Source organism: Streptomyces sp. NBC_00029 (assembly GCF_045160505.1).
GTDB lineage: Bacteria > Actinomycetota > Actinomycetes > Streptomycetales > Streptomycetaceae > Streptomyces.
In genome coordinates this window covers 2,469,198-2,492,192 of sequence record NZ_CP108292.1, presented here as the reverse complement: position 1 = coordinate 2,492,192, position 22,995 = coordinate 2,469,198, and the positions used below count along the sequence as shown (strand labels likewise).

Below are 22,995 nucleotides of genomic sequence, written 5' to 3'. Positions count from 1 at the left end.
ATGGACAACGACATCGTGGACACACCGGAGTCGTGGGAGGTGGTCGCCTCACGGACCCCGTTCGAGGGCGCGAAGACGGCCGTGAAGTCGGACCAGGTCCGGATGCCCGACAGCGCGGTGGTGCGCCGCGACTACCAGGTGCACCCGGGCTCGGTGTGCGTCCTCGCCCTCGACGAGGAGCAGCGGGTGCTGGTCCTCAAGCAGTTCCGCCACCCGGTGCGGCACCGGCTGTGGGAGCTCCCGGCCGGGCTGCTGGACGTACCCGGCGAGAACCCGCTGCACGCGGCCCAGCGGGAGCTGTACGAGGAGGCGCACGCCAAGGCGGGCGAATGGCGGGTACTGGCCGACTTCTTCAGCTCGCCCGGCGGCTCCGACGAGGCCGTCCGCGTCTTTCTCGCACAGAACCTGGCGGAGGCCGAGGGCGTCCGTTACGAGGTCTCCGACGAGGAGGCGGACATGGAGATCGCCCGTGTTCCGCTCGCGGACCTGGTCCGCGGGGTGCTGGCGGGCGAGCTGGGCAATCCGGGGCTGGTGACCGGCGTACTGGCCCTCTCCGCGGCCCTCGCCTCCGAGGGCGGCATCGAGTCCCTGCGTCCGGCCCTGGCCCCCTGGCCGGCCCGCCCGTACGAGGCGTGACCCGGCCCGCGGGCCGGGTCACGTGGGCCGTGCGTGAAAAATAGGTCCATCTGCTGATCCGATTGGGGGATTTGCCCGCCGCGCTCCACACGGGTCGTCGCTCTGCGTGAACTACGCTCGCAATCCGGTGGCAGGGAGAGGAGCGGATCCGTGGCGGATTTCGTCGGGCGGCGGCGTGAGCTCAAGGAGCTGCGCGAGGACATCGCACGGACCGGGCTCGACACCCTCTCCGGCCGCAAGGCCAAGGCGCCCCGGGCCCGGGTGCTGCTCGTCGCCGGGCGCCCCGGGTCCGGGCGCACGGCCCTCGCCGAGGCCTTCGTGCGCGAGGTCGCCGGGGAATACCCCGACGGAGTGCTCCGCACCCGGCTCGCGACCCCCGGCGGGGAGGCCGTGGCCACCGAGCGGGCCGTCCGGAGCCTGCTGGAGGGGCTGGGGCAGTGCACCCCGCCCGGGGCCGACGAGGACGAGCTGAGCTCCGTCCTGCGGACCGCCCTCGACGGGCGACGCGTGATCATCCTGGTGGACGACGCCGCCGACCCGCAGCAGGTGGACGCCCTGCTGCCGGACACCCCCGAGTGCCTCGTCGTGGTCACCGCCGAGGGGCCGCTCACCGGCATCCCCGACGTCCGGCCCTGCACCCTCGGCGGGCTCGACACCCTCTCCGCCGTGGAACTGCTCGTGCAGCGCATCGGGGACACCCGCGTCACCGCGGACCCCCGGGCCGCCGAGGCCCTCGCCGAGGAGTGCGGGGGCCAGCCCGCCGCACTCGTCCTCGTCGGCGGGTGGCTCGCCGCCCACCCCAAGGCCTCCGTGGCCGACGTCGCCAAGCAGCTGCACGACATGCCCGCCACCACCGGCGGCCCGCTCGCCCGCGGCTTCCGGCTCGTCTACGAGTCCCTGCCGCAGCCCGCCCAGCGCACCCTGCGGCTGCTGCCGCTCGCCCCGGCCGGCATCGTCGACTCGCACACCGCCTCCGCCCTCGCCGGCTGCTCCGTGGCCGCCGCCCAGTCCACGCTCGACGATTTCGCCGGGCTGGGCCTGATCCGGCCCTCCCGCGACGGCCTGTTCCTGCTGCCCGGCTGCCTCGCACCGCTGCTCCAGGCCCTGCTGGAGGCCAAGGAACGCCCCGCCGAGGTCCAGCTGGCCCGGGCCCGGATGCTGGAGCGCACCGTACGGCTGCTGCACTCCTGCCGGGCCATGGCCGAGCCCGGGGAGCCCGGGGTCGACGCCGCCGTCGACGACGGCCTCCGCGAGCTGCTGGACGGCCTGCCGCGCGCCCTGCGCTTCCCCGACCGGCGTGCCGCGGCCACCTGGCTGGACACCCGGCTGCCCGCGCTCCACGCGGCGGCCTCCCTGGCCGTGGCCGACGGGGACCTGGACACCCTGGCCCGCAGGCTGGTCGCAGCCCTCGTACGGGCGCTGGCGGACCACCGCGGCACGGCCGAGGCCGCCCCCGAGCTGTACGGGCTGCACCGCCTGGTCCTGGACGTGGCCGAGCGCCGCAACCTGCACCGGGAGCAGGCCGCCGCTCTGCTGAACCTGGCCGACGTGGACGCCGCTACCGGCCGGACCCAGGAGGCGCTGGAGCGCTACCGGGCCGCGCTGGACGCCGGACGGGCGGCGAACGATCCGTACGCGACGGGCCGCGCGATGGAATCCGTAGGGGGCGCCTACCAGGAGCTGGAGGACTGGCACCGGGCCTCCGACTGGTTCGGCCGGGCGCTGTCCCAGGCCCTCGCGCGGGGCGAGCGCGCGGACGAGGCCCGGCTCTACGGGCGGCTCGGGAACGTGCACACCTACGCGGGGCGGTACGGGGACGCGCTGCGCAGCTGGCGGGCGGCCGCCGCGGGCTACCGGAAGCTGGCCGATGTCCCCGGTCAGGCAAAGGCGTTGAGCGAGATGGCACGGGTCCAGGAGTACGCCGGCCGGCCCGAGGAATCGCTGCACACCTGCCGCGAGGCGGTGGAGCTGGCACGCCGGGCGGGGGACCAGCGACTTCAGGCCGCGCTGCAGGTCAGGCTGGCCGACACGCTGGACCGGCTGGGAGACCCCGCGGCTGCCAGGCTGCACCGGTCCGCGGCCGACAGATTGCTGGGAGATGACCCCGCAGCCTGCGAAATCCGCAGTGGTTCCGACTGAGATTATTGCTTTGCAAGGCTAGACAGCGCGTCGTCCTTCATTAGACTGGCTTCACCACGTCATCCTGTGGTGCATCCCGTTGCGCGTTCTTGTGGGCGGGTATGTATGGAAGTGCCCCCGTAAATCCCCTGAGCCAAGGACCGTGATCGACGATGAAGGTCGGCATCCCCCGCGAGGTCAAGAACAACGAGTTCCGGGTCGCCATCACGCCCGCCGGCGTGCATGAGCTGGTCCGCAACGGCCACCAGGTCTTCGTCGAGCAGAACGCCGGTGTGGGTTCCTCGATCACGGACGCCGAGTACGTCTCGGCCGGTGCCGAGATCCTCGGCACCGCCGACGAGGTCTGGGCCACTGCCGACCTGCTGCTCAAGGTCAAGGAGCCGATCGCGGAGGAGTACCACCGCCTCCGCAAGGACCAGACGCTCTTCACCTACCTGCACCTCGCGGCCTCCCGCGAGTGCACGGACGCCCTGCTGGAGTCCGGCACCACCGCCATCGCCTACGAGACGGTCGAGCTCGCCAACCGCGCGCTCCCGCTGCTCGCCCCGATGTCCGAGGTCGCGGGCCGTCTGGCCCCGCAGGTCGGCGCCTACCACCTGATGCGCTCGGCCGGCGGCCGCGGCGTCCTCCCGGGCGGCGTCCCCGGCACCCACGCCGGCGAGTGCGTCGTCATCGGCGGCGGCGTCTCCGGCTGGAACGCCGCGCAGATCGCCATCGGCATGGGCTTCCACGTGACCCTGCTCGACCGCGACATCAACAAGCTCCGCGAGGCCGACAAGATCTTCGGAACGAAGATCAAGACGATCGTCTCCAACGCCTTCGAGCTGGAGAAGGCCGTCGTCGAGGCCGACCTCGTCATCGGCGCCGTCCTGATCCCGGGTGCGAAGGCCCCGAAGCTGGTCACCAACGAGCTCGTCGCCAAGATGAAGCCCGGAAGTGTCCTTGTCGACATTGCGATCGACCAGGGCGGCTGCTTCGAGGACTCCCGTCCGACCACTCACGCCGAGCCGACCTTCCAGGTCCACAACTCGGTCTTCTACTGCGTCGCCAACATGCCGGGCGCGGTTCCGAACACCTCCACCTACGCGCTGACGAACGCGACGCTGCCCTACATCGTGCAGCTCGCCAACCTCGGCTGGGTCGAGGCGCTGCGTCGTGACCCCGCGCTCGGCCTGGGCCTCAACACCCATGACGGCCAGGTCGTTTACGGTCCCGTCGCCGAGGCCCACGGCCTCGAGACCCTTGAGCTGAGCACGCTGCTCGGCTGATCCGTCAACGACTGACGTCAATCTCACGTATCCGGCCGGACCTTGCCCGCAAGGTCCGGCCGGACGCGTTTGCGGGGTGCCCCGCAACCCCGCTCAACTCGCCTCGAACGTAACCCTTTAACCCTTTCGCGCACCCGCGAAACTTCGCAGCGACAGCTCGTGCGCCCTTGACAGAGCGGTGTTCGGTTGCCGACACATCGTGCCGGGTCCGGCGGATTGTGTTGCCGCTGAGTGGTGACACGCCATAGAGTCGCCAACCGTCGGCATGGTGCCACGCTGACCTATCGATAAGTGTCCTGGTCACGTCCGAGGAGGTAAGACGACTTGTGAATGAGTCGACATTTGCTCCTGGGGGTGGTCGAGCAGGGATGCCTGAGCGGGGCCAGGGCCCTACCGGGCTCGAAGCTGTCGGCTCCGTCGCAGTACGCACCTTCGCAAACCACCAGCACATGACGACGCCCCAAAAGAGCATGGACGGCCTAGACGTGAACTCCAGGGCCGGCGACCTGAGCGGCGAAAAGCCCGTGGGTTTCGCCGACTACGACAATGTGCCCGAGGGGCACTTCTACGACCCCGACGCGGAGTACGAACCGGACCCCGAGTACGCGGCCACTCTCGCCCCCGACGCTGCCCGTCAGCGCCGTGAGCGGATCGGCCCGACCGGACGCCCGCTCCCGTACTTCCCGATCCCGGGTCCGCTGACCGACCACGGTCCGGCGAAGATCATCGCGATGTGCAACCAGAAGGGCGGCGTGGGCAAGACCACGTCGACCATCAACCTGGGTGCCGCTCTCGCCGAGTACGGGCGCCGCGTGCTGCTCGTCGACTTCGACCCGCAGGGCGCGCTGTCCGTGGGTCTCGGCGTGAACCCGATGGAACTCGACCTGACGGTCTACAACCTGCTCATGGAGCGGGGCATGTCGGCCGACGAGGTGCTGCTGAAGACGGCGGTCCCCAACATGGACCTGCTGCCGAGCAACATCGACCTGTCCGCTGCAGAAGTGCAGTTGGTCAGCGAGGTCGCGCGCGAGTCGACCCTGCAGCGGGCCCTGAAACCCCTGATGGCCGACTACGACTACATCGTGATCGACTGTCAGCCCTCGCTGGGTCTGCTGACCGTGAACGCCCTGACGGCGGCTCACAAGGTCATCGTCCCGCTGGAGTGCGAGTTCTTCGCACTGCGCGGCGTGGCGCTGCTGACCGAGACCATCGAGAAGGTGCAGGAGCGGCTCAACCCGGAGCTGGAGCTCGACGGCATCCTCGCCACGATGTACGACTCCCGCACGGTGCACAGCCGTGAGGTGCTGGCGCGCGTCGTCGAGGCCTTCGACGACCACGTCTACCACACGGTCATCGGCCGCACGGTGCGCTTCCCGGAGACCACGGTCGCCGGTGAGCCGATCACGACGTACGCGTCCAACTCCGTCGGCGCCGCCGCCTACCGCCAGCTGGCCAGGGAGGTGCTCGCCCGGTGTCACGCCGAGTGAGTCTGCCCGGAGCCGACGAACTGTTCCGTACGACCGGGGGGATGGCGCTCCAGTCGTCCTCGCCGCGGCGCGGCGTCGACGAGACGCCCGCCGCGGAACACTCGGCCACTTCGGCCGAGGGCACGGCGAGTGACGGTCGCGGCCGGGAGGCCGCGGCCGCCGCGGAGTCCGGCGGGCCCGTCGTCGGGCAGCCGCGGCGACCGCAGGAAGGTTCTGCCGGTCCGGCCGGCGGCGTGGGCCCGGCCCCGGCCGGCGCGGGCCGCCGGGGCAAGGGGCAGGGCCGGGGCGCGAACCGGCGCCCCAGCGGCCGCGAGCGGCACGACGAGAAGATCACGGTCTACGTCTCCGCCGAGGAGCTCATGGACCTGGAACACGCGCGGCTGGTGCTGCGCGGAGAGCACGGGCTGGCGGTGGACCGGGGCCGCATCGTCCGCGAGGCGGTGGCGGTGGTTCTCGCCGATCTCGAATCCCGCGGCGACGCGAGCATCCTCGTACGGCGCCTGCGCGGCCGCTGACCGCCCTGCGGGCCCGCCTTCCCGGTGCCGGCCCCGTCCGGACCGCACCCGCGCCGCCGCTCGGCCCGCGGTGCGCCCTCCCGGAGCCGGGACCGGCGGCCGTCGGCCCGCCGACCGGCCTCCGGGCGCTCTACGGCCCGGCTCTCCCGGTACCTCGCCCCGTCGCCGGGAGCCGCCCGCACGGGGTTCGTTACGGGCGGGGGAGCGCCGGTCAGGCGTGCGGCGCCGTGCCGGGCGGTGATCCGCCGGGGAGCGTGGGGAAGCCCGTAGGCTGCTGGTGGCCGCGGCCATGGCGCCCGGCCCTCCACGCCGCCCCCATGCACCTCCTGGACATCGATGCCCCTCCCCGCCGAACCCGGCCGACCGACCCGGCGCGTCCTGGGGCGCGGCCCCGGCGCCCCCGACCCGGACCGGCGACCGGACGCAGGCGACGCGGGAGCGGACCGCGAAGGCGCCGGAGCCCCCGAAGGCCCGCAGGCGTCCGAGGCCCCCGGAACCCCTGACGTCCCCGGAGCCCCGGAGGTCCCCGAAACCACCGAGGTCCACGAGGTCCCCGAGACCTCCGAAGCCCCTGAGGCGCCCGCTGAGAGCCCCGCGCCGGCGGCGGGCGGTACCGAGTCGGAACGTTCCCCCAAGCCCGCAGACGGCCCGCAGGAGCCGCCTGGGCCCGGCCCTTCCCCGGCGGCCGCGACGGCCGTGGGCCCGGACGGCACGAGCCCCGCGGGCGGCGACGGCCGCTTCACCCTGCGGCTCGCCAACTTCGAGGGCCCCTTCGACCTGCTGCTCCAGCTGATCTCGCGGCACAAGCTCGACGTCACCGAGGTCGCGCTGTCCAAGGTCACCGACGAGTTCATGGCCCACATCCGGTCCATGGGCCCCGACTGGGACCTCGACCAGATGACCGAGTTCCTCGTCGTCGCCGCCACCCTGCTCGACCTGAAGGCCGCCCGGCTGCTGCCGGTCGCCGAGGTCGAGGACGAGGCGGACCTGGCGCTGCTGGAGGCGAGGGACCTGCTCTTCGCCCGCCTGCTCCAGTACCGCGCCTACAAGCAGATCGCCGAGATCCTCGAGCGGCGCGCGGAGGCCGAGGGCAGGCGGTACCCGCGGACGGTGGGGCTGGAGCCGCACCACGCCGACCTGCTGCCCGAGGTGGTCATCAGCATCGGGCCGGAGGGGTTCGCCCGGCTCGCCGTGAAGGCCATGCAGCCCAAGGCCAGGCCCCAGGTCTACGTGGACCACATCCACGCGCCCCTCGTCAGCGTGCGCGAGCAGGCCGGGCTCGTGGTGCGGATGCTGAAGACCCGCGGCGAGGCCACTTTCCAGGAGCTCACCGAGGACGCCGGGGACACCCTCACCGTCGTCGCGCGCTTCCTGGCCCTGCTGGAGCTCTACCGGGAGAAGGCGGTCGCCCTCGACCAGGAGGAGGCCCTGCAGACCCTCACCGTGCGCTGGAGCGGCGGGGACGGCGACGGCATGCCGACCGTGACCGACGAGTTCGACCAGATCGTGGAGGCGAAGGATTGAGCAGCGACGTGAGCGCGGTGGCCGCGCTCGAGCTGAAGCCGGCCCTGGAGGCCGTACTCATGGTCGTGGACGAGCCGGCCACCGAGGCGCACCTGGCCAAGGTGCTGGAGCGCACCCCGCGCGAGGTGGCGCAGGCGCTGAGGGAGCTCGCCGACGAGTACACGGCCGCGAGCCGGGGCTTTGAGCTGAGGCTCGTGGCCGGGGGCTGGCGGTTCTACACCCGGGCGCAGTACGCGCCGGCCGTGGAGGGCTTCGTCCTGGACGGCCAGCAGGCCCGGCTCACCCAGGCGGCGCTGGAGACCCTGGCGGTCGTCGCGTACCGCCAGCCGGTCAGCCGATCGCGGGTCTCGGCCGTGCGCGGAGTCAACTGCGACGGGGTCATGAGGACCCTCCTCCAGCGGGGTCTGGTGGAGGAGGCGGGGACGGAACCCGAAACAGGTGCGATCCTGTACAGGACGACGAACCACTTTTTGGAGCGGATGGGCCTGCGCGGCCTTGACGAGCTCCCGGAGCTCGCGCCCTTCCTCCCGGAGGCGGAGGCGATCGAAGCCGAGACGCAGGAAGGTGTTCCGTCGTTCGATCCGGACGCACCGGACACAGATGCAGACGACGACAAGACGACGGAACTTTGATGCGAAGCAGCGGCAACGGCAACGGTGGCGGCAACAGGAACAGCGGCGGCGGCGGTGGCGGCGGGCGCGGTAACTCCCGCGGCGGCTCCTCCAGCGGCGGCGGTGGCTACCGCGGGAGCGGCAGCGGCTCCGGCGGCGGCTCCCGCGGCGGTAGCTCGGGCGGTGGCTCGCGCGGCGGCAGCTCGGGCGGTGGCTACCAGGGCGGTGGCTCGCGCGGCGGCAGCTCGGGCGGTGGCTACCAGGGCGGTGGCTCGCGCGGCGGCAGCTCGGGCGGTGGCTACCAGGGCGGTGGCTCGCGCGGCGGCAGCTCGGGCGGTGGCTACCAGGGCGGTGGCTCGCGCGGCGGCAGCTCGGGCGGTGGCTACCAGGGCGGTGGCTCCCGCGGCGGCAGCTCCGGCGGTGGCTACCAGGGCGGCTCCGACTCGCGCGACCGTGACCAGCCGGCCCCCCGCATCCGCAACCCGCGTCCCGAGGAGCGCCGCTACGACGTGGGCCCCGAGGGCGAGCGCAGCGGCCGCAGCGGCCCCAAGGCCGGCGGCGGCGGTGCCCGCGGCGCTGCCGCGCGCGGTGGCGCCAAGGGCGGTCCCCGGACCTCCAGGACCCCCGGCATCGGCGGCGCCGGCGGCCCGCGCAGCGGACCGGGCAGCCGTAGCGGCCAGTCCCGCCCGCGCGAGCTGGACGCGCGCATCGAGGAGCGCGTGCGCGACCGGTACGCCGACAAGCCCGTGATCAAGACCCCGAAGACCTTCCCGGGCGCCGAGGAGGAGGGTGAGCGTCTGCAGAAGGTGCTCGCCCGCGCCGGCATGGGTTCGCGCCGGGCCTGCGAGGAGCTCATCGAGCAGGCCCGCGTCGAGGTCAACGGCGAGATCGTGCTGGAGCAGGGCAAGCGCGTCCTGCCGAAGGACGAGATCAAGGTGGACGGCCTGACCGTCGCCACCCAGTCGTACCTGTTCTTCGCGCTGAACAAGCCGGCCGGTGTCGTCTCCACGATGGAGGACCCGGACGGCCGCCAGTGCCTCGGCGACTACGTCACCAACCGCGAGACCCGTCTCTTCCACGTCGGCCGGCTCGACACGGAGACCGAGGGCATCATCCTGCTCACCAACCACGGTGAGCTGGCCCACCGCCTCACGCACCCGAAGTACGGCGTGAAGAAGACGTACGTGGCCGCCATCACCGGCCCGCTGCCGCGCGAGATCGGCAAGCGGCTCAAGGACGGCATCGAGCTGGAGGACGGCTACGCCCGTGCCGACCACTTCCGCGTCGTCGACCAGGTCGGCAAGAACTACCTGGTCGAGGTCACCCTCCACGAGGGCCGCAAGCACATCGTCCGCCGCATGATGGCGGAGGCCGGCTTCCCGGTCGAGAAGCTCGTCCGGACCTCCTTCGGCCCGATCGAGCTGGGCGACCAGAAGTCCGGCTGGCTGCGCCGCCTGACGAACACCGAGGTCGGCATGCTGATGCGCGAGGTCGGTCTCTAGTACGCAGGCTCCAGTACGCAGGCCGGCCGCCGCACGGGCGGCCGGCCCGATCGCAGAAAACCCGCGGTGCCCCCAGGGCGCCGCGGGTTTTCTGCTTGCCGGGCCGTTATCGGCTTGTCGGGGACCCCCAACCCTGTTTATAGTCAACCTGACCATTAAACGGAGTGAGGGGGGTCGGCATGAGCTGGACCATGAACTGGACCGAGGTGCTCGGATTCGCCACCGGCGCCCTGTGCGTCTGGCTGGTCGCCCGGCAGCACGTCGCCAACTGGCCGATCGGCATCGCCAACAACGTCTTCTTCATCGTGCTCTTCGCCCAGGCCGGCCTCTACGCCGACGCCGGGCTCCAGATCGTCTTCATCGCCCTCGCCGCCTACGGCTGGTGGTCCTGGACCCACGGGGGTGGACCAGGAACCGCCGAGGCCCTGCCGGTGCGCCGCACCACGCGCACCGAATGGGCCGCTCTCGCGGCGGCGGGGGCGGTGGGGGTGCTCGCGCTCACCCTGCTGCTGAGCAGCGCCACCGACTCCACCGTCCCCTTCTGGGACGCGGCCACCACCGGGCTCTCGCTCGTCGCCACCTACGGACAGTGCCGCAAGCTCGTCGAGTCCTGGTGGCTGTGGATCGCGGCCGACCTCATCTACATCCCGCTCTACGCGCACAAGGGGCTCTACCTGACCTCCGCGCTCTACGTGGGCTTCCTCGCCCTCTGCGTGGTCGGACTCCTCGGCTGGCGCCGCACGCTGCCCGCGCGGGACGCCCGTACGGCGGCGGAGGCGACGGCATGAGGCGCCACGGGCACGGCCTGGTCCTCGGCAAGTTCTACCCGCCGCACGCCGGCCACCACCACCTCGTGCGCACCGCCCAGGACCAGTGCGAGCGGCTGACCGTTCTGGTGTGCGCGGCCTCCGTCGAGTCGGTCCCGCTCGCAGACCGCGTCGCATGGATGCGCGAAGCGCACCCCGGGGCCGAGGTCGTCGGCGCGGTCGACGACATACCGGTCGACCTGCACGACCCGGACATCTGGGAGGCGCACATGGCCGTCTTCCGCGGCGCGGTCCCCGGGCGGGTGGACGCCGTCTTCACCTCGGAGGAGTACGGGAGCGAGCTCGCCCGCCGGTTCGGCGCCGAGGAGGTCCTCGTGGACCGGGAGCGGACGCTGTTCCCCGTTTCCGGGACGGCGGTACGCAACGACCCGGCCGGCTCCTGGGACTTCCTCGGCCCGGCCGTACGCGCCGCGCTGGCCCGGCGGGTCGTCGTCCTCGGCGCGGAGTCCACCGGGACCACCACGCTGTCGCGGGCCCTGGCGGACCACTACCGGCGGCGCGGCGGCGTCTGGGCCAGGACCGGCTGGGTCGCCGAGTACGGGCGCCGGTACAGCGAGGAGAAGCTCGCGGCGGCCCGCGCCGCCGACCCGGCGGCCTCCTGGGCGGACGTGTCCTTCACCTCCGGGGAGTTCCCGCTCATCGCCCGGCACCAGGACGCGGACGAGGAGCACGCGGCCCGGCTCGGCTCGCCCGTGCTGTTCTGCGACACCGACTCCTTCGCGACCGGGATCTGGCACGAGCGGTACATGGGCGGCCGCAACGACGAGGTCGAGCGGATCGCCGGCCTGACCCGGCGGGACCTCTACCTGCTGACCGACCACACCGACGTGCCCTTCGAGGACGACGGACTGCGGGACGGCCCGCAGCTGCGGCCCTGGATGACCGGGCGGTTCCGGGAGGAACTGGAGCGCACCGGAAGGCGTTTCCTCCTCGTGCGCGGGGACCGGACGGCCAGGCTGGAGGCGGCCGTGACGGCCGTGGACGAGCTGCTGGCCGAGGGCTGGCACTTCACCGACCCCCTCCCGGAGAACCGATGACCGCCGGCTATGACCCCCATGCCTTCGAACCGTTCGCGGTGACCGTCGACCTGGCCGTGTTCACGGTGCGCGCCGGCGCCCTGCACGTGCTGCTGATCCGGCGCGGCCGGCAGCCGTACGCCGGGGCCTGGGCGCTGCCCGGCGGGTTCGTCCTGCCGCGGGAGTCCGCCGAGACCGCCGCCCGGCGCGAACTGGCCGAGGAGACCGGCCTGTCGGAGCAGCTCGTCGCGGCGCTCCACCTCGAGCAGCTGCGCACCTACAGCGAGCCGGACCGCGACCCCAGGATGCGGGTGGTCTCGGTGGCCTTCACGGCCCTCGTCCCGGACCTGCCCGAGCCGGCGGCCGAAGGTGGCGGGGACGCGGCCCACGCCCGCTGGCTGGCCGTGGAAGACGTCTCGGAGCTGGCCTTCGACCACGCGGTGATCCTGGCGGACGCACGGGAGCGGATCGGCGCCAAGCTGGAGTACACCTGCCTGGCCACCGGCTTCTGCCCGCCCGAATTCACCCTCGGCGAGCTCCAGTCCGTCTACGAGACCGTCTGGAACACCACCCTCGACCGCCCCAACTTCCGCCGCAAGGTCCTGGCGACGCCGGGCTTCGTCGAGGCCGTCCCGGGCGCCGCCCGGCTGACCGGCGGCCGCGGGAAGCCCGCCGCCCTCTACCGGCCCGGCCCGGCGACCACCCTCCACCCACCCCTGCTTCGACCGGAAGGATCCACCCGATGACCAAGCGAGCCGCGACCGGCGCCATGATCGGCCTGGCCCTGGGCGACGCCCTCGGCTTCCCGACCGAGTTCAACGACGTGCCCTCCATCCTGGCCAAGACCGGCCCCTGGCGCGGGATGAGCCTGCCGCGCCCGGCGATCGTCACGGACGACACCCAGATGACCCTCGCCCTGGCCCGCGGCATCCGCACGGCGGCGGAGCGGGGCCCGGTGGGCCCGCTGCGCCTGGCCCGGCCGGTCCGGGAGGAGTTCGTCGACTGGTACCACTCCCCGGAGAACAACCGGGCGCCGGGGAACACCTGCCTCAAGGCCTGCAGTCTCCTGGACCTGCCCGAACGGGACTGGCGCGACGCCAGCCAGCTGGGTTCCAAGGGCTGCGGCGCCAACATGCGCGTGGTCCCGGTCGGGCTGGTGCCCCACTGGACCGAGGAGGAGCGGGCCGGCGCCGCACAGCTCCAGTCCGCCCTCACCCACGGGCACCCCACGGCGCTCGCCGCCTCCGACCTGACCGCGCGGGCGGTGTACCTCCTGGCGCAGGGCACCGAGGTGACGGGGCTCGTCGGACTGCTGCGCTCGTACGCCCTGGAGAACCGCACCCGCTACCACGAGCGGTGGCTCGGCGACCTCTGGATGCGGACCGCGTCCGACGCCTCCCCGGAGTCCTTCATGGCGCGCGGCTGGGACGAGTGCCTCGCCGTCCTCGACCGCCTGGCGGACGCCCTGCGGACCCCCTCCCCGGAGACCGACCCCTGCCTGACCACGGGCGACGGCTGGATCGCCGAGGAGGCCCTCGCCACCGCCCTGCAGTGCTTCCTGCTCTTCCCCGACGAGCCGCTGGCCGCGCTGCGCCGGGCCGCCTGCACGCGGGGCGACTCCGACTCCATCGCCTGCCTCGCCGGCGCCTTCGCCGGAGCCCACCTCGGCGCCGACGTCTGGCCCCGCGAGTGGGAGGGCCGCATCGAGTACCGGGACGAACTCCTGGCCTTCGGCGCCGCCTGGGATGCTTGATCCATGCTGGACGCACTGAGTATCGACCTGACCCCCGTCGTGGCGGAGCAGCCCGACCCGCTGCTCTTCGCCACGGTCTCCGGCGCGCATCTGTACGGATTCCCCTCCCGGGACTCGGACATCGACCTGCGCGGCGCCCACCTGCTCCCGGCCCGGGACCTGCTCGGCCTGCGCGAGCCGGAGGAGACCCGGACCCGCATGTGGGACCGGGACGACGTGGAGATGGACCTGGTCACGCACGATCTGCGCAAGTTCGTCCGCCTGATGCTGAACCGCAACGGCTACGTCCTGGAGCAGCTGCTCTCCCCGCTCGTCGTCCACACCACACCGGCGCACGAGGAGCTGATCGCACTGTCCCCGGGGGTGCTGACCTCCCACCACGCCCACCACTACCGGGGGTTCGCCGGCACCCAGTGGAGGCTCTTCGAGAAGGCCGCCGAACTCAAGCCGCTGCTCTACGCGTTCCGGGCGCTGCTCACCGGCATCCACCTCATGCGCTCGGCCGAGGTGCAGGCCCACCTGCCGACCCTGCTGGCCGAGGTGCCGGAGGCGCCCCCGTACCTCGCCGCCCTGATCGAGGCCAAGGCGGCCGCCGAGCACGGGGCCTACGAGGGCCCGGCCCTCGGCGGGGTGCGGGAGGACCTCGAGGCGCTGCACGTGGTGCTGGATGCCGCGCAGGCCGCTTCCCCGCTGCCCGAGCAGGGTTCGGCGTACGACGCGCTCGACGAGTTCGTCGTACGGCGGCGGACGCTGCGCGACTGACGCCGGGCGACGGGCTCTACGCGGCCGACGCGCGGCGGGTGCGGACCAGGAAGTCCTGCACCCGGGCGTGGTCCGGCTCCTCGGGCAGGACGGTGGATGCCAGGGCCGTCTCCGTCTCCTGCTGGAGGCGCGCCATCCAGGCGTCGGTCTCCTCCCAGGTGAGCTCCCCGCGGCGGACCGCGAGGAGGCGGTCGCGGTGCGGTCCGGCGTCGATGGTCAGCCGGCCCGTGCGCAGGAGGTCGCGGCAGGACAGCAGCAGGCGCAGCAGGTGCATGGCGTGCTTCCAGCGCGGGGCGCCGTGGACGCGGACGTCCGCGACGAGTTTGCCGCGCTGGGAGGCCGCGTACCGGCTGAAGCTGGTGTGGGCCCGGCGGGAGAGGAAGGCCCCGCGCAGCGAGAGCAGCTCCTCGCCGACCGGGGTGACCTCCTCCACCAGGGGGGAGTGCAGGCACTCCAGGATGTTCGGGTTGGCGCGCAGGGCCAGTTCGCAGAAGCGCTCCAGCTCCCAGGAGAACTCCTCCTCCCGCGGTCCCTCCACGTGCGTGGGGGGCTTCTCGAACCGCCAGAACAGCGGCGTCGGGGCGAGGTAGACACCGCGCAGGTCGGTGTCGCTCGCCTCCGTCGCCAGCCCGAACGCCCGGGAGCCCATCACGCACCGGTACACCGTGTGGTCCCGTACCAGCGCCAGATCGTCCATCCGGGGAGCGTAGGCGCCCGGCCTGTCGCTATGCGAGCGAGATATTGCCGTCGGCCGCGACCGTGATCTTCTTCTCCGCCAGTCCCTTGGTGGCCGGGCCCTTGGTCACCGCGCCGTCGGCGATCGCGAACTTGCTGTCGTGGCAGGGGCAGTCGATGGTGCCGTTCGCCACCTTGTTGACCAGGCAGCCCTGGTGGGGGCAGACCGCCGTGAAGCACTTGAAGGTGCCGGCCTTGGGCTGGGTGACGACGACCTTCTCCTCCTTGAATACCTTGCCGCCGCCCACCGGCACGTCCGCCTTCTTGGTGAGGGTCTTGTCGCCCGCCCCGGCGTCCGGGGTGGCGGGAGCCGGGGCGACGGGCTGGACGGCCGCGTCGTTCGGTTCCCCCGGGGAGGCCTTCTCGGCGCTGCCACCGCCGCAGGCGGTGATCGCACCGCCGGTCAGGGCGGCCGCGCCGATCGTCAGTACCGTGCGCCGGGCGGTGTGCGTGAGGTCGCTCATGAGTCTCTCCTCGCTTCGTGGCCGGATGGCGTGCAGCATCCTGGCCTGCGGCGGGCCTCAGGTGAAGCCTGCCGCGCCGGTTCATCGGCCCGGTTCCCACGGGGCCAGTGAGGTGGGAGTGCCGGGTGTGCGTACGACCTCCCACACGTGGACCACGGCTTCCCGGTTCAGCGGGCCGTGAACATGTGGGTATCGGCCCCCGGTTTCACTCGCCCGGCGGACCTCGGCGGTCAGTGCGCCCTCCTCGAGCTCCACCGCGAGCAGGATCCCGGGTACCGACCGGTAGTGCGCGTCGGCGATCGCGAGGGCCGTGGCGCGGTCCGCCGAACAGTGGACGAACCCCTCGGCCTCCAGCGAGGCCGGGGCGTACGGGAGCTCCGGTGCGGCGGTCCAGTCGGTGAGGGGGACGATGTGGAAGATCATGCAGATCGTTCTACCGCAGCGGTAGAAGGCGTGTGCGCCAGGTGGCGGCATACTCCGGTATGGGTGACATTGTCCGTGTCTCGAAGCCGGGTACGACGCTGCGCGCGCGGTCCGGTCCCTCTTCGAAAGGCGCGACCATGGCGGGTAACGACCTCGGCTCCCTTCTCGGCGGCCTCCTGGGCGGAAGCGGCGGCCAGGGCGGGAGCGGTGGCGGCGGCAACATCCTCGGCGCGCTCCTCGGCGCCCTCGTGGGAGGCGGCGCCGGTGCGGGCGCCGGTCCGGGCGGCGCCCAGGCCGGCGGGAACAACCCGCTCGGCGGACTGATGGACATGCTGACCAGGTCCGGCCTGGCCGACCAGGCCCAGTCCTGGATCGGCACCGGGGACAACCAGCCGGTCAGCGGCGCCCAGATCGCCGAGGCACTGCCCGACGAGGCCCTGCAGAAGGCGGCCGCACAGGCCGGCGTCAGCCCCCAGGAGGCCGCCGACCAGATCGCGCAGGCGCTGCCGACGGCCGTCGACAGGCTGAGCCCGCAGGGACAGCTCCCGACCGGCTCGCTGGAGGAGATCATCCGGGCCCAGAAGTTCTGACGGCCCGGCCGCAGCACGCGAGGACCCGGCCGCCGTCCCACGGGATGGGCGGTCGGGTCCTCCGCGCGCGAGGGCTGGATACCCTGGCCGGACAGCCCGTCAGCTCGCCTTTCGCAACCCTGGAGTGCCTCGTGAGAACCGCCGTCGTCATCGGAACCGGACTGATCGGCACCTCCGCGGCGCTCGCCCTGTCAGCCCGGGGGATCACCGTCCACCTCGTCGACCACGACCCGGACCGGGCCCGTACGGCGGCCGCCCTCGGGGCCGGCACCGACGAGCCCCCGAAGGAGCGCGTCGACCTCGCGATCGTCGCCGTACCCCCGGCCCACGTGGCCGCGACCCTGGCCGACCTCATCGGGCGCGGCGTTGCGCGGGCCTACGTGGACGTGGCCAGCGTCAAGGGCGGACCGCGGCGGGAGCTGGCGGCACTCGGCGTGGACGTCACCACCTACATCGGCACGCACCCGATGGCCGGCAAGGAACAGTCGGGGCCGCTCGCTGCCACCGCGGACCTCTTCGAGGGCCGCCCGTGGGTGCTGACCCCCACCCGGGACACGGATCACGAGGTGCTCAACCTCGCACTGGAGCTGGTCGCCCTGAGCCGTGCCGTACCGGTGGTGATGGACGCCGACGCCCACGACCGCGCGGTGGCGCTCGTCTCGCACACCCCGCAGCTGGTCTCCAGCATGGTCGCGGCCCGCCTGGAGGAGGCCGACGAGACCGCGGTGCGGCTGTGCGGGCAGGGCATCCGCGACGTGACCCGGATCGCGGCCTCCGACCCGCGGATGTGGGTGGAGATCCTCTCCGCCAACCCGGGACCGGTGGCCGATGTCCTCGCCGGGATCGCCGCCGACCTGGAGGAGACCGTGGAAGCGCTGCGGGGCCTGCAGTCCGCCGACGTGGACAAGCGCCGCGGCGGCGCCGCGGGCATCGAGGACGTGCTGCGGCGCGGGAACGCGGGCCGGGTCCGGGTGCCGGGCAAGCACGGCTCGGCGCCCACCGTCTACGAGACGGTCGCCGTGCTCATCAGCGACCAGCCCGGCGAGCTCGCGCGGATCTTCGCCGACGCGGGACGGGCCGGGGTCAACATCGAGGACGTACGGATCGAGCACGCGACGGGCCAGCAGGCCGGCCTCGTCCAGCTCATGGTGGAGCCGCGCGCGGTGGCGGGCCTGACGGCCGAGCTGCGCGAGCGGGGCTGGGCGCTGCGGCAGCAGTAGCTCCCGCCCGCCGCGGGGGCCGCCGGGCCCCCGAAACGCACGGCGGGGACGGGGGCCGTCCGGGGCCGGTAACCTTGGGGAGGGGCGCTTTGCCGCGCCCGGACACGTACGCGCAACCAGGAAGGTGCCCGCACCGTGGAAACCGCAGCTCCGTCCGCCGTGATCGTCGCCATCGACGGTCCCTCCGGCACGGGCAAGTCCAGCACCTCCAAGGCCGTGGCCGCCAAGCTCGGGCTGCGCTACCTGGACACCGGCGCCCAGTACCGGGCCATCACCTGGTGGATGATCACCAACGGCGTCGACACCGACGACCCGCAGGCCGTCGCGATCGCCGCCGGCAAGCCCACCATCGTGTCCGGCACCGACCCGGCCGCCCCCACCATCACCGTGGACGGCCTCGACGCCGCGGGCCCCATCCGGACCCAGGAGGTCACCTCCAGGGTCAGCGCCGTCAGCGCCGTCCCCGAGGTGCGCACCCTGATCACCGACCTGCAGCGCTCCATCGCCGCCGAGGCGGCCCAGGAGGCCGACGGGATCGTCGTCGAGGGCCGGGACATCGGCACCACCGTCCTGCCCGACGCCGACCTCAAGGTCTTCCTGACCGCCTCCGCCGAGGCGCGCGCCGCCCGGCGCAGCGGAGAGCTCCGCGGCAAGGAGGCCGCCGACCTCGCGGCCACCAAGGAGGCGCTGATCAAGCGCGACGCGGCCGACTCCGGCCGCAAGACCTCCCCGCTGGCCAAGGCCGGCGACGCCGTCGAGGTGGACACCACCGAGCTCACGCTCGACCAGGTGATCGAATGCGTCGTCACGCTCGTGGCCGAGCGGCAGAACGCGACCGCGGGCACCGAGAAGCGGGCGGCCGGCAAGTGAGCGAAGCGCCCTCCCTCAAGGGTGCGGCGGTCGGCAGGCGCATCGGCATCGGGCTCATGTACGGGCTCTGGAAGCCGCGCGTACTGGGGGCCTGGAAGGTGCCCGCCTCGGGCCCCGTCATCCTCGCCGTGAACCACTCGCACAACATCGACGGCCCCATGGTCATGGGCACCGCGCCCCGGCCGCTGCACTTCCTGATCAAGAAGGAAGCGTACGTGGGCCCGCTCGGCCCCTTCCTCGAAGGGATCGGGCAGGTCAAGGTCGACCGCGGCGGCCCCGACCGCACCGCGATAGGCCGCGCCCTCGGAGTGCTCGACAATGGAGGGGCCCTGGGGATATTTCCCGAGGGCACCCGGGGCGAGGGCGACTTCGCCTCGCTGCGCGCGGGCCTCGCGTACTTCGCGGTCCGCAGCGGCGCCCCCATCGTGCCCGTCGCCGTTCTGGGCAGCGGGGACACCCCGGGCCGGGTCGTCAAGGGCCTGCCGGCCCTCAAGAGCCGGGTCGACGTCGTCTTCGGCTCGGCCTTCGACGCGGGGGACGGCAGTGGCCGCCGGACCCGTACCGCGCTGGACGAGGCCACCGTACGCATCCAGGACCGGCTGACCGCCCACCTGGCCGACGCCAAGCGCCTCACCGGGCGCTGAGCGAGACTTGAAACCAGTAGTGGAACCGCGCTGCGCGGGCACCACCGACCACCACGAACGACGAGGAACGGACTTCATGAACGACCAGCACGACCACGGAGCACTTGGCGACGCCGAGTACGCGGAGTTCATGGAGCTCGCCGCGGAAGAGGGCTTCGACATCGAAGAGGTCGAAGGCGCGATCGAGGAGGCCGGCCACGGCCCGCTTCCCGTCCTCGCCGTCGTCGGCCGCCCGAACGTCGGCAAGTCGACCCTGGTGAACCGGATCATCGGCCGCCGCGAGGCGGTCGTCGAGGACAAGCCCGGCGTCACCCGCGACCGCGTCACGTACGAGGCCGAGTGGGCCGGCCGCCGCTTCAAGGTCGTCGACACCGGCGGCTGGGAGCAGGACGTCCTCGGCATCGACGCCTCCGTCGCCGCCCAGGCCGAGTACGCCATCGAGGCCGCCGACGCGGTCGTCTTCGTCGTCGACGCCAAGGTCGGCGCCACCGACACCGACGAGGCCGTCGTACGGCTGCTGCGCAGGGCGGGCAAGCCCGTCGTCCTGTGCGCCAACAAGGTCGACGGCCAGAGCGGCGAGTCCGACGCGGCCTCCCTGTGGTCGCTGGGCCTCGGCATGCCGCACCCGGTCTCCTCGCTGCACGGCCGCGGCACCGGCGACATGCTCGACGCCGTCCTCGAAGCCCTGCCCGAGGCCCCCGCGCAGACCTTCGGCGGCGCCGCCCCCGGCGGCCCGCGCCGCATCGCGCTCATCGGCCGCCCGAACGTCGGCAAGTCCTCGCTCCTGAACAAGGTGGCGAAGGAGGACCGCGTCGTCGTCAACGAGCTGGCCGGCACCACCCGCGACCCGGTCGACGAGCTGATCGAACTCGGCGGCATCACCTGGAAGTTCGTCGACACCGCCGGTATCCGCAAGAAGGTCCACCTCCAGCAGGGCGCCGACTACTACGCCTCCCTGCGCACGGCCGCCGCCGTCGAGAAGGCGGAGGTCGCGGTGATCCTGATCGACACCACCGAGACCATCAGCGTCCAGGACCAGCGCATCATCACGATGGCCGTCGAAGCGGGCCGCGCGATCGTGGTCGCGTACAACAAGTGGGACGAGCTCGACGAGGAGCGCCGCTACTACCTCGAGCGCGAGATCGAGACCGAGATGCAGCAGGTCGCCTGGGCTCCCCGGGTGAACGTCTCGGCGCTCACCGGCCGTCACATGGAGAAGCTGGTCCCGGCGATCGAGACGGCGCTGGCGGGCTGGGAGACGCGCGTCCCCACCGGCCGGCTGAACGCCTTCCTCGGCGAGGTCGTCGCCGCGCACCCGCACCCGATCCGTGGCGGCAAGCAGCCCCGCATCCTGTTCGGTACCCAGGCGGGCAGCAAGCCGCCGCGGTTCGTCCTCTTCGCCTCCGGCTTCCTGGAGCACGGCTACCGGCGCTTCATCGAGCGCCGCCTGCGCGAGGAGTTCGGCTTCGAGGGCACCCCGATCCACATCTCGGTGCGGGTGCGCGAGAAGCGCGGCGCCCAGTACAAGAAGAAGAAGTAGCAGCCGGGCGGGGTCAGTAACCCCGGCGCGGAGCGGGCGGCAGGGCCGCCGGGACGTGTGTCATCCCGGTCTGGTGCTGCCGCCCGTCGGCGTATGCGGGGCTGCCCGCGTACGAGTACGCCGACGTGGACGAGGGCTGCGCCTGGGACGGGGACTGCGGCGCGTACGAGGGCTGCCAGCCGTCGACCCGCTGCCAGGCCGACCCGCTCCAGCCGCTGCCGTACGAGCCGCCGGTCGTGTACGAGCCCCCGTACGAGAAGGCCGTGAACCCGTGGTCCTCCTCGCCGGTGCGGTCGCCCGGCAGCGCCCGGAAGGCGCGCAGGTACTCCGAGTACAGCGTGTCGTAGATCGGGGTGTGCGAGACGGCCGGAGAGCTGTCCCGGTCCCGTGCGGGACGCATCGCGGGGACGCTGCTCGGATAGGACGGGGCGCGGGAGGAGTCGTATGAATGCACGTACCAGCCAACGAAACCGGCGCTCTGCGGATGCGGGGTGACGGGGGCGGAAACGCAGATCGCCGGGGGTGTGCGGGACGGACCGCACACCCCCGGCGCATGCCGCCCGGCCCCCTCGGCAGGGGGCTGGCGGCCGTTCCGGTACCGGCTCGGATCAGGCGCCGGGCGTACCCGCCAGCGGCATCGCGGCGGCCACGAGCTTGCCCGCGGCGGCGGCCTTGTCCAGCGCGTCGCGCAGCAGGTCCTCACGGGGCTGCTGGCCGATGGAGCCGACCGGGGCGGCGTAGATGAGCACGCGCTGGGTCTTGTTGACGGCGGCCCGCCAGCCGTCGGTGACGGACAGCGCGTGGTGCGCCTGCCACCAGGCGACCTGGCCGCCGCCCTCGGCACCCGGCTGCAGCACGGCGTGCAGCTGGCCCGCGGCGAGCAGGACGGACCAGCCGCCGAGCACGGTCGGGACCTCGGAGGTGTCGGTCACCGGGATGAAGCCCTGCTCGATGAGGAGCGGCAGGAAGTCGTCGCCGGGGCCGTCGCTGCCGGGGCGGGCGATCGGGGCGGTCGGCTCGACCACCAGGGCGGGGTGCAGCTCCCCGGCGATCAGGATCAGGCCGCTGGTGATGCCGAGGACGGCCTGGCCGCCGGGCACGTTCTGCGGGGCGGCGCCGGCGCCACCGGCCGGGCTGTCGCCGGTGATGCTGCGGACGGCGCCCTGCAGCTGCTCCTCGGAGACGGAGACGACCTGCGAGGGGATGCAGGTGGCGTGGGCGAAGGCGAGGACGGCGGTCTCCTCGCCGACGAACAGCACCGTGCTGGTGCGGTCGTTCTCGGGGTCGCCCGGGGTGCGGCAGGAGGTGCAGTCGTAACTGCGCGGCGCGTCTTCGCCGACGAGCAGCCTGTCGGCTTCTTCGTCACCGATCTCGGCACGTACCTCATCACTGACGTCGAGCATGCGCGGCACGGGGTGGCTCCTCGGCATAGGTGCGGGTCCGGGAGGCTCCCGGCTCGCCGGGCTCAACGGCGCAGCGGCGGCCGGGGTCACGCCATTTGAGGGAACGGATTCGAACCGGGCGCCCGGAAGGGTGAACCGTCCGACCGGGGCTTTGTTTTCGTGCCAACTGTTTTCTGGTTGTGCGCAGTTGATGGTCGGGTGTGGCCGTTTGGAGTAACTGGGGCGGTCGGCCGACCGGGTGGGGTGCGGTGACCTGCCGCGTGGCGGGCCGAGAGGCCCGGGGCGGCTGCGTAGCGTGACCCGATGCCCAACCTCCGGACCCGCCGGGCCGTCGGCGCCTTCGCCGTCGCCGCCTGCGTGCTGGTGTGCGCACTGCCCCGCGACACGGCCGCCGCAGCCGTGGCTCCGCCGCCACCCGCGCCCGGGCCGGCCGGGGCGGCGCACCCCGGCTCGCCGGGGATGATCGGGACCGGGCCGGGGGACTGCGGGCCGGGCGGGGAATGGCCCTGGGACTGCGTGGCCGACTGCGAGAGCGGCGGGCGGTGGGCGGTGAACACGGGCAACGGCTTCTACGGAGGGCTGCAGTTCTGGCAGCCGACGTGGGAGGAGTACGGCGGGCTGGCCTTCGCGAAGCGGGCCGACCTCGCCGCCCGCGCACAGCAGATCCGGGTCGCGGAGGAGGTCCTCGGCTCGCAGGGGTGGAACGCGTGGCCGGTGTGCTCCAAGCGGTACGGGCTGGCCGGGCGGATGCACGCGGTGCGGGAGGGGGACACGCTGGTGTCGATCGCCCGCAAGCACCGGATCAGGGGCGGGTGGCAGGCGCTCCACGAGGCGAACCTGGAGCTGCTCGGGCCGAGGCCGGAGGCCCTTGCGGTGGGGCTGCTGCTGATCCTCCCCACGCCGGAGCCCGCCGTCCCGACCCCGAAGCCCGCCCCGACCCCGAAACCGGCTCCGGAACCGACGCCGACGCCGGAACCGGCCCCGGTTCCGCCCGCAGCGGCGCCTTCCCCGCGTTCCTGACCGGCCCGCCGGGACCGTTCGCGCGTTGCGCGATGCCCTGAAGGCG

The 22,995-nt window shown here is 73.1% G+C and carries 24 protein-coding genes; 19 read left to right on the top strand and 5 right to left on the bottom strand.

The features are described 5' to 3' along the window. From OG753_RS11990 to OG753_RS11930, 13 genes are all read left to right on the top strand, one after another. Positions 1 to 636 (top strand): NUDIX hydrolase, encoded by a 636-nt coding sequence (locus OG753_RS11990; protein ID WP_327266707.1) that lies wholly within the window; start codon positions 1 to 3, stop codon positions 634 to 636. 150 nt (positions 637 to 786) lie between these two features. Beyond that, positions 787 to 2,775, top strand: coding sequence for a tetratricopeptide repeat protein (locus tag OG753_RS11985; RefSeq protein ID WP_405788387.1), 1,989 nt, complete (start codon positions 787 to 789; stop codon positions 2,773 to 2,775). A 152-nt stretch (positions 2,776 to 2,927) separates the two neighbouring features. Continuing rightward, positions 2,928 to 4,043 carry an alanine dehydrogenase gene (ald, locus tag OG753_RS11980; RefSeq protein WP_215144608.1) on the top strand — a complete coding sequence of 372 codons (1,116 nt, stop codon included), beginning with the start codon at positions 2,928 to 2,930 and terminating at the stop codon, positions 4,041 to 4,043. A gap of 368 nt (positions 4,044 to 4,411) precedes the next feature. After that, positions 4,412 to 5,530 carry a ParA family protein gene (locus tag OG753_RS11975; RefSeq protein ID WP_078626630.1) on the top strand — a complete coding sequence of 373 codons (1,119 nt, stop codon included), beginning with the start codon at positions 4,412 to 4,414 and terminating at the stop codon, positions 5,528 to 5,530. Then, complete coding sequence (locus OG753_RS11970; RefSeq protein WP_327261796.1) at positions 5,515 to 6,045, top strand: hypothetical protein; 531 nt, start codon at positions 5,515 to 5,517, stop codon at positions 6,043 to 6,045. The genes OG753_RS11975 and OG753_RS11970 overlap by 16 nt, the downstream gene beginning before the upstream one ends. 336 nt (positions 6,046 to 6,381) lie before the next feature. Then, entirely contained in the window at positions 6,382 to 7,569 is a 1,188-nt protein-coding gene (locus OG753_RS11965) for a segregation/condensation protein A (protein ID WP_405788386.1), read from the top strand. Next, positions 7,566 to 8,201, top strand: coding sequence for an SMC-Scp complex subunit ScpB (gene scpB / locus OG753_RS11960; protein WP_327261794.1), 636 nt, complete (start codon positions 7,566 to 7,568; stop codon positions 8,199 to 8,201). Before OG753_RS11965 ends, scpB begins: the two co-directional genes overlap by 4 nt. Next, positions 8,201 to 9,682 carry a pseudouridine synthase gene (locus OG753_RS11955; RefSeq protein ID WP_405788384.1) on the top strand — a complete coding sequence of 494 codons (1,482 nt, stop codon included), beginning with the start codon at positions 8,201 to 8,203 and terminating at the stop codon, positions 9,680 to 9,682. The genes scpB and OG753_RS11955 overlap by 1 nt, the downstream gene beginning before the upstream one ends. 179 nt (positions 9,683 to 9,861) lie before the next feature. Further along, positions 9,862 to 10,470: a nicotinamide riboside transporter PnuC gene (gene pnuC / locus OG753_RS11950; RefSeq protein WP_327261792.1), complete on the top strand. Its 609-nt coding sequence runs from the start codon at positions 9,862 to 9,864 to the stop codon at positions 10,468 to 10,470. After that, entirely contained in the window at positions 10,467 to 11,546 is a 1,080-nt protein-coding gene (locus tag OG753_RS11945) for an AAA family ATPase (RefSeq protein ID WP_327261791.1), read from the top strand. The genes pnuC and OG753_RS11945 overlap by 4 nt, the downstream gene beginning before the upstream one ends. Beyond that, a complete protein-coding gene (locus OG753_RS11940; protein WP_405788383.1) occupies positions 11,543 to 12,271 on the top strand; it encodes an NUDIX hydrolase in 729 nt (242 codons plus the stop codon). Before OG753_RS11945 ends, OG753_RS11940 begins: the two co-directional genes overlap by 4 nt. After that, positions 12,268 to 13,278, top strand: coding sequence for an ADP-ribosylglycohydrolase family protein (locus OG753_RS11935; protein ID WP_327261789.1), 1,011 nt, complete (start codon positions 12,268 to 12,270; stop codon positions 13,276 to 13,278). The genes OG753_RS11940 and OG753_RS11935 overlap by 4 nt, the downstream gene beginning before the upstream one ends. A gap of 3 nt (positions 13,279 to 13,281) precedes the next feature. Further along, positions 13,282 to 14,040: a DNA polymerase beta superfamily protein gene (locus OG753_RS11930; RefSeq protein WP_405788381.1), complete on the top strand. Its 759-nt coding sequence runs from the start codon at positions 13,282 to 13,284 to the stop codon at positions 14,038 to 14,040. Between the two features lie 16 nt (positions 14,041 to 14,056). Here the strand turns inward: OG753_RS11930 and OG753_RS11925 are convergent, their stop codons facing one another. The 3 genes from OG753_RS11925 to OG753_RS11915 all read right to left on the bottom strand — a co-directional run bounded on the left by OG753_RS11925 (position 14,057) and on the right by OG753_RS11915 (position 15,662). After that, entirely contained in the window at positions 14,057 to 14,737 is a 681-nt protein-coding gene (locus OG753_RS11925) for a DNA polymerase beta superfamily protein (RefSeq protein ID WP_405788380.1), read from the bottom strand. A gap of 28 nt (positions 14,738 to 14,765) precedes the next feature. After that, positions 14,766 to 15,239, bottom strand: coding sequence for a Rieske (2Fe-2S) protein (locus OG753_RS11920; RefSeq protein ID WP_401284471.1), 474 nt, complete (start codon positions 15,237 to 15,239; stop codon positions 14,766 to 14,768). 81 nt (positions 15,240 to 15,320) lie between these two features. Continuing rightward, on the bottom strand, positions 15,321 to 15,662 hold the full coding sequence (locus OG753_RS11915; RefSeq protein ID WP_327261785.1) for a DUF952 domain-containing protein: 342 nt from the start codon (positions 15,660 to 15,662) through the stop codon (positions 15,321 to 15,323). A gap of 137 nt (positions 15,663 to 15,799) precedes the next feature. On the opposite strand from OG753_RS11915, the gene OG753_RS11910 reads away from it, so the two are divergent. The 5 genes from OG753_RS11910 to der all read left to right on the top strand — a co-directional run bounded on the left by OG753_RS11910 (position 15,800) and on the right by der (position 20,526). Further along, positions 15,800 to 16,252, top strand: a complete 453-nt coding sequence (locus OG753_RS11910) for a YidB family protein (protein WP_327261784.1) — start codon at positions 15,800 to 15,802, stop codon at positions 16,250 to 16,252. Between the two features lie 131 nt (positions 16,253 to 16,383). Further along, complete coding sequence (locus tag OG753_RS11905; protein ID WP_327261783.1) at positions 16,384 to 17,472, top strand: prephenate dehydrogenase; 1,089 nt, start codon at positions 16,384 to 16,386, stop codon at positions 17,470 to 17,472. 135 nt (positions 17,473 to 17,607) lie between these two features. Beyond that, positions 17,608 to 18,342 (top strand): (d)CMP kinase, encoded by a 735-nt coding sequence (cmk, locus tag OG753_RS11900; RefSeq protein WP_327261782.1) that lies wholly within the window; start codon positions 17,608 to 17,610, stop codon positions 18,340 to 18,342. Then, the gene (locus tag OG753_RS11895) at positions 18,270 to 18,986 is read left to right on the top strand and encodes a lysophospholipid acyltransferase family protein (protein ID WP_383196695.1); all 717 of its coding nucleotides are present in this window, start codon (positions 18,270 to 18,272) and stop codon (positions 18,984 to 18,986) included. The genes cmk and OG753_RS11895 overlap by 73 nt, the downstream gene beginning before the upstream one ends. A gap of 76 nt (positions 18,987 to 19,062) precedes the next feature. After that, positions 19,063 to 20,526 carry a ribosome biogenesis GTPase Der gene (gene der / locus OG753_RS11890; protein ID WP_327261780.1) on the top strand — a complete coding sequence of 488 codons (1,464 nt, stop codon included), beginning with the start codon at positions 19,063 to 19,065 and terminating at the stop codon, positions 20,524 to 20,526. Between the two features lie 13 nt (positions 20,527 to 20,539). Here the strand turns inward: der and OG753_RS11885 are convergent, their stop codons facing one another. Next, on the bottom strand, positions 20,540 to 20,926 hold the full coding sequence (locus tag OG753_RS11885) for a hypothetical protein (protein WP_405788376.1): 387 nt from the start codon (positions 20,924 to 20,926) through the stop codon (positions 20,540 to 20,542). Positions 20,927 to 21,134: 208 nt separating this feature from the next. After that, positions 21,135 to 21,938 carry a hypothetical protein gene (locus tag OG753_RS11880; protein WP_383205293.1) on the bottom strand — a complete coding sequence of 268 codons (804 nt, stop codon included), beginning with the start codon at positions 21,936 to 21,938 and terminating at the stop codon, positions 21,135 to 21,137. Between the two features lie 294 nt (positions 21,939 to 22,232). Here OG753_RS11880 and OG753_RS11875 point away from each other — a divergent pair, with 294 nt between their 5' ends. Continuing rightward, complete coding sequence (locus tag OG753_RS11875) at positions 22,233 to 22,949, top strand: transglycosylase family protein (protein ID WP_327261777.1); 717 nt, start codon at positions 22,233 to 22,235, stop codon at positions 22,947 to 22,949. The last annotated feature ends 46 nt before the right edge of the window (positions 22,950 to 22,995 follow it).

Coding starts and splice junctions, on each gene's coding strand:
- OG753_RS11935 (WP_327261789.1), top strand. CDS start 12,268: ATGACCAAGCGAGCCGCGACCGGCGCCATGATCGGCCTGGCCCTGGGC.
- OG753_RS11885 (WP_405788376.1), bottom strand. CDS start 20,926: ATGCGTCCCGCACGGGACCGGGACAGCTCTCCGGCCGTCTCGCACACC.
- OG753_RS11945 (WP_327261791.1), top strand. CDS start 10,467: ATGAGGCGCCACGGGCACGGCCTGGTCCTCGGCAAGTTCTACCCGCCG.
- OG753_RS11895 (WP_383196695.1), top strand. CDS start 18,270: ATGCGTCGTCACGCTCGTGGCCGAGCGGCAGAACGCGACCGCGGGCAC.
- OG753_RS11975 (WP_078626630.1), top strand. CDS start 4,412: ATGCCTGAGCGGGGCCAGGGCCCTACCGGGCTCGAAGCTGTCGGCTCC.
- OG753_RS11930 (WP_405788381.1), top strand. CDS start 13,282: ATGCTGGACGCACTGAGTATCGACCTGACCCCCGTCGTGGCGGAGCAG.
- pnuC (WP_327261792.1), top strand. CDS start 9,862: ATGAGCTGGACCATGAACTGGACCGAGGTGCTCGGATTCGCCACCGGC.
- OG753_RS11920 (WP_401284471.1), bottom strand. CDS start 15,239: ATGAGCGACCTCACGCACACCGCCCGGCGCACGGTACTGACGATCGGC.
- ald (WP_215144608.1), top strand. CDS start 2,928: ATGAAGGTCGGCATCCCCCGCGAGGTCAAGAACAACGAGTTCCGGGTC.
- OG753_RS11875 (WP_327261777.1), top strand. CDS start 22,233: ATGCCCAACCTCCGGACCCGCCGGGCCGTCGGCGCCTTCGCCGTCGCC.
- OG753_RS11990 (WP_327266707.1), top strand. CDS start 1: ATGGACAACGACATCGTGGACACACCGGAGTCGTGGGAGGTGGTCGCC.
- OG753_RS11955 (WP_405788384.1), top strand. CDS start 8,201: ATGCGAAGCAGCGGCAACGGCAACGGTGGCGGCAACAGGAACAGCGGC.
- der (WP_327261780.1), top strand. CDS start 19,063: ATGAACGACCAGCACGACCACGGAGCACTTGGCGACGCCGAGTACGCG.
- OG753_RS11915 (WP_327261785.1), bottom strand. CDS start 15,662: ATGATCTTCCACATCGTCCCCCTCACCGACTGGACCGCCGCACCGGAG.
- OG753_RS11910 (WP_327261784.1), top strand. CDS start 15,800: ATGGCGGGTAACGACCTCGGCTCCCTTCTCGGCGGCCTCCTGGGCGGA.
- OG753_RS11940 (WP_405788383.1), top strand. CDS start 11,543: ATGACCGCCGGCTATGACCCCCATGCCTTCGAACCGTTCGCGGTGACC.
- OG753_RS11925 (WP_405788380.1), bottom strand. CDS start 14,737: ATGGACGATCTGGCGCTGGTACGGGACCACACGGTGTACCGGTGCGTG.
- OG753_RS11965 (WP_405788386.1), top strand. CDS start 6,382: ATGCCCCTCCCCGCCGAACCCGGCCGACCGACCCGGCGCGTCCTGGGG.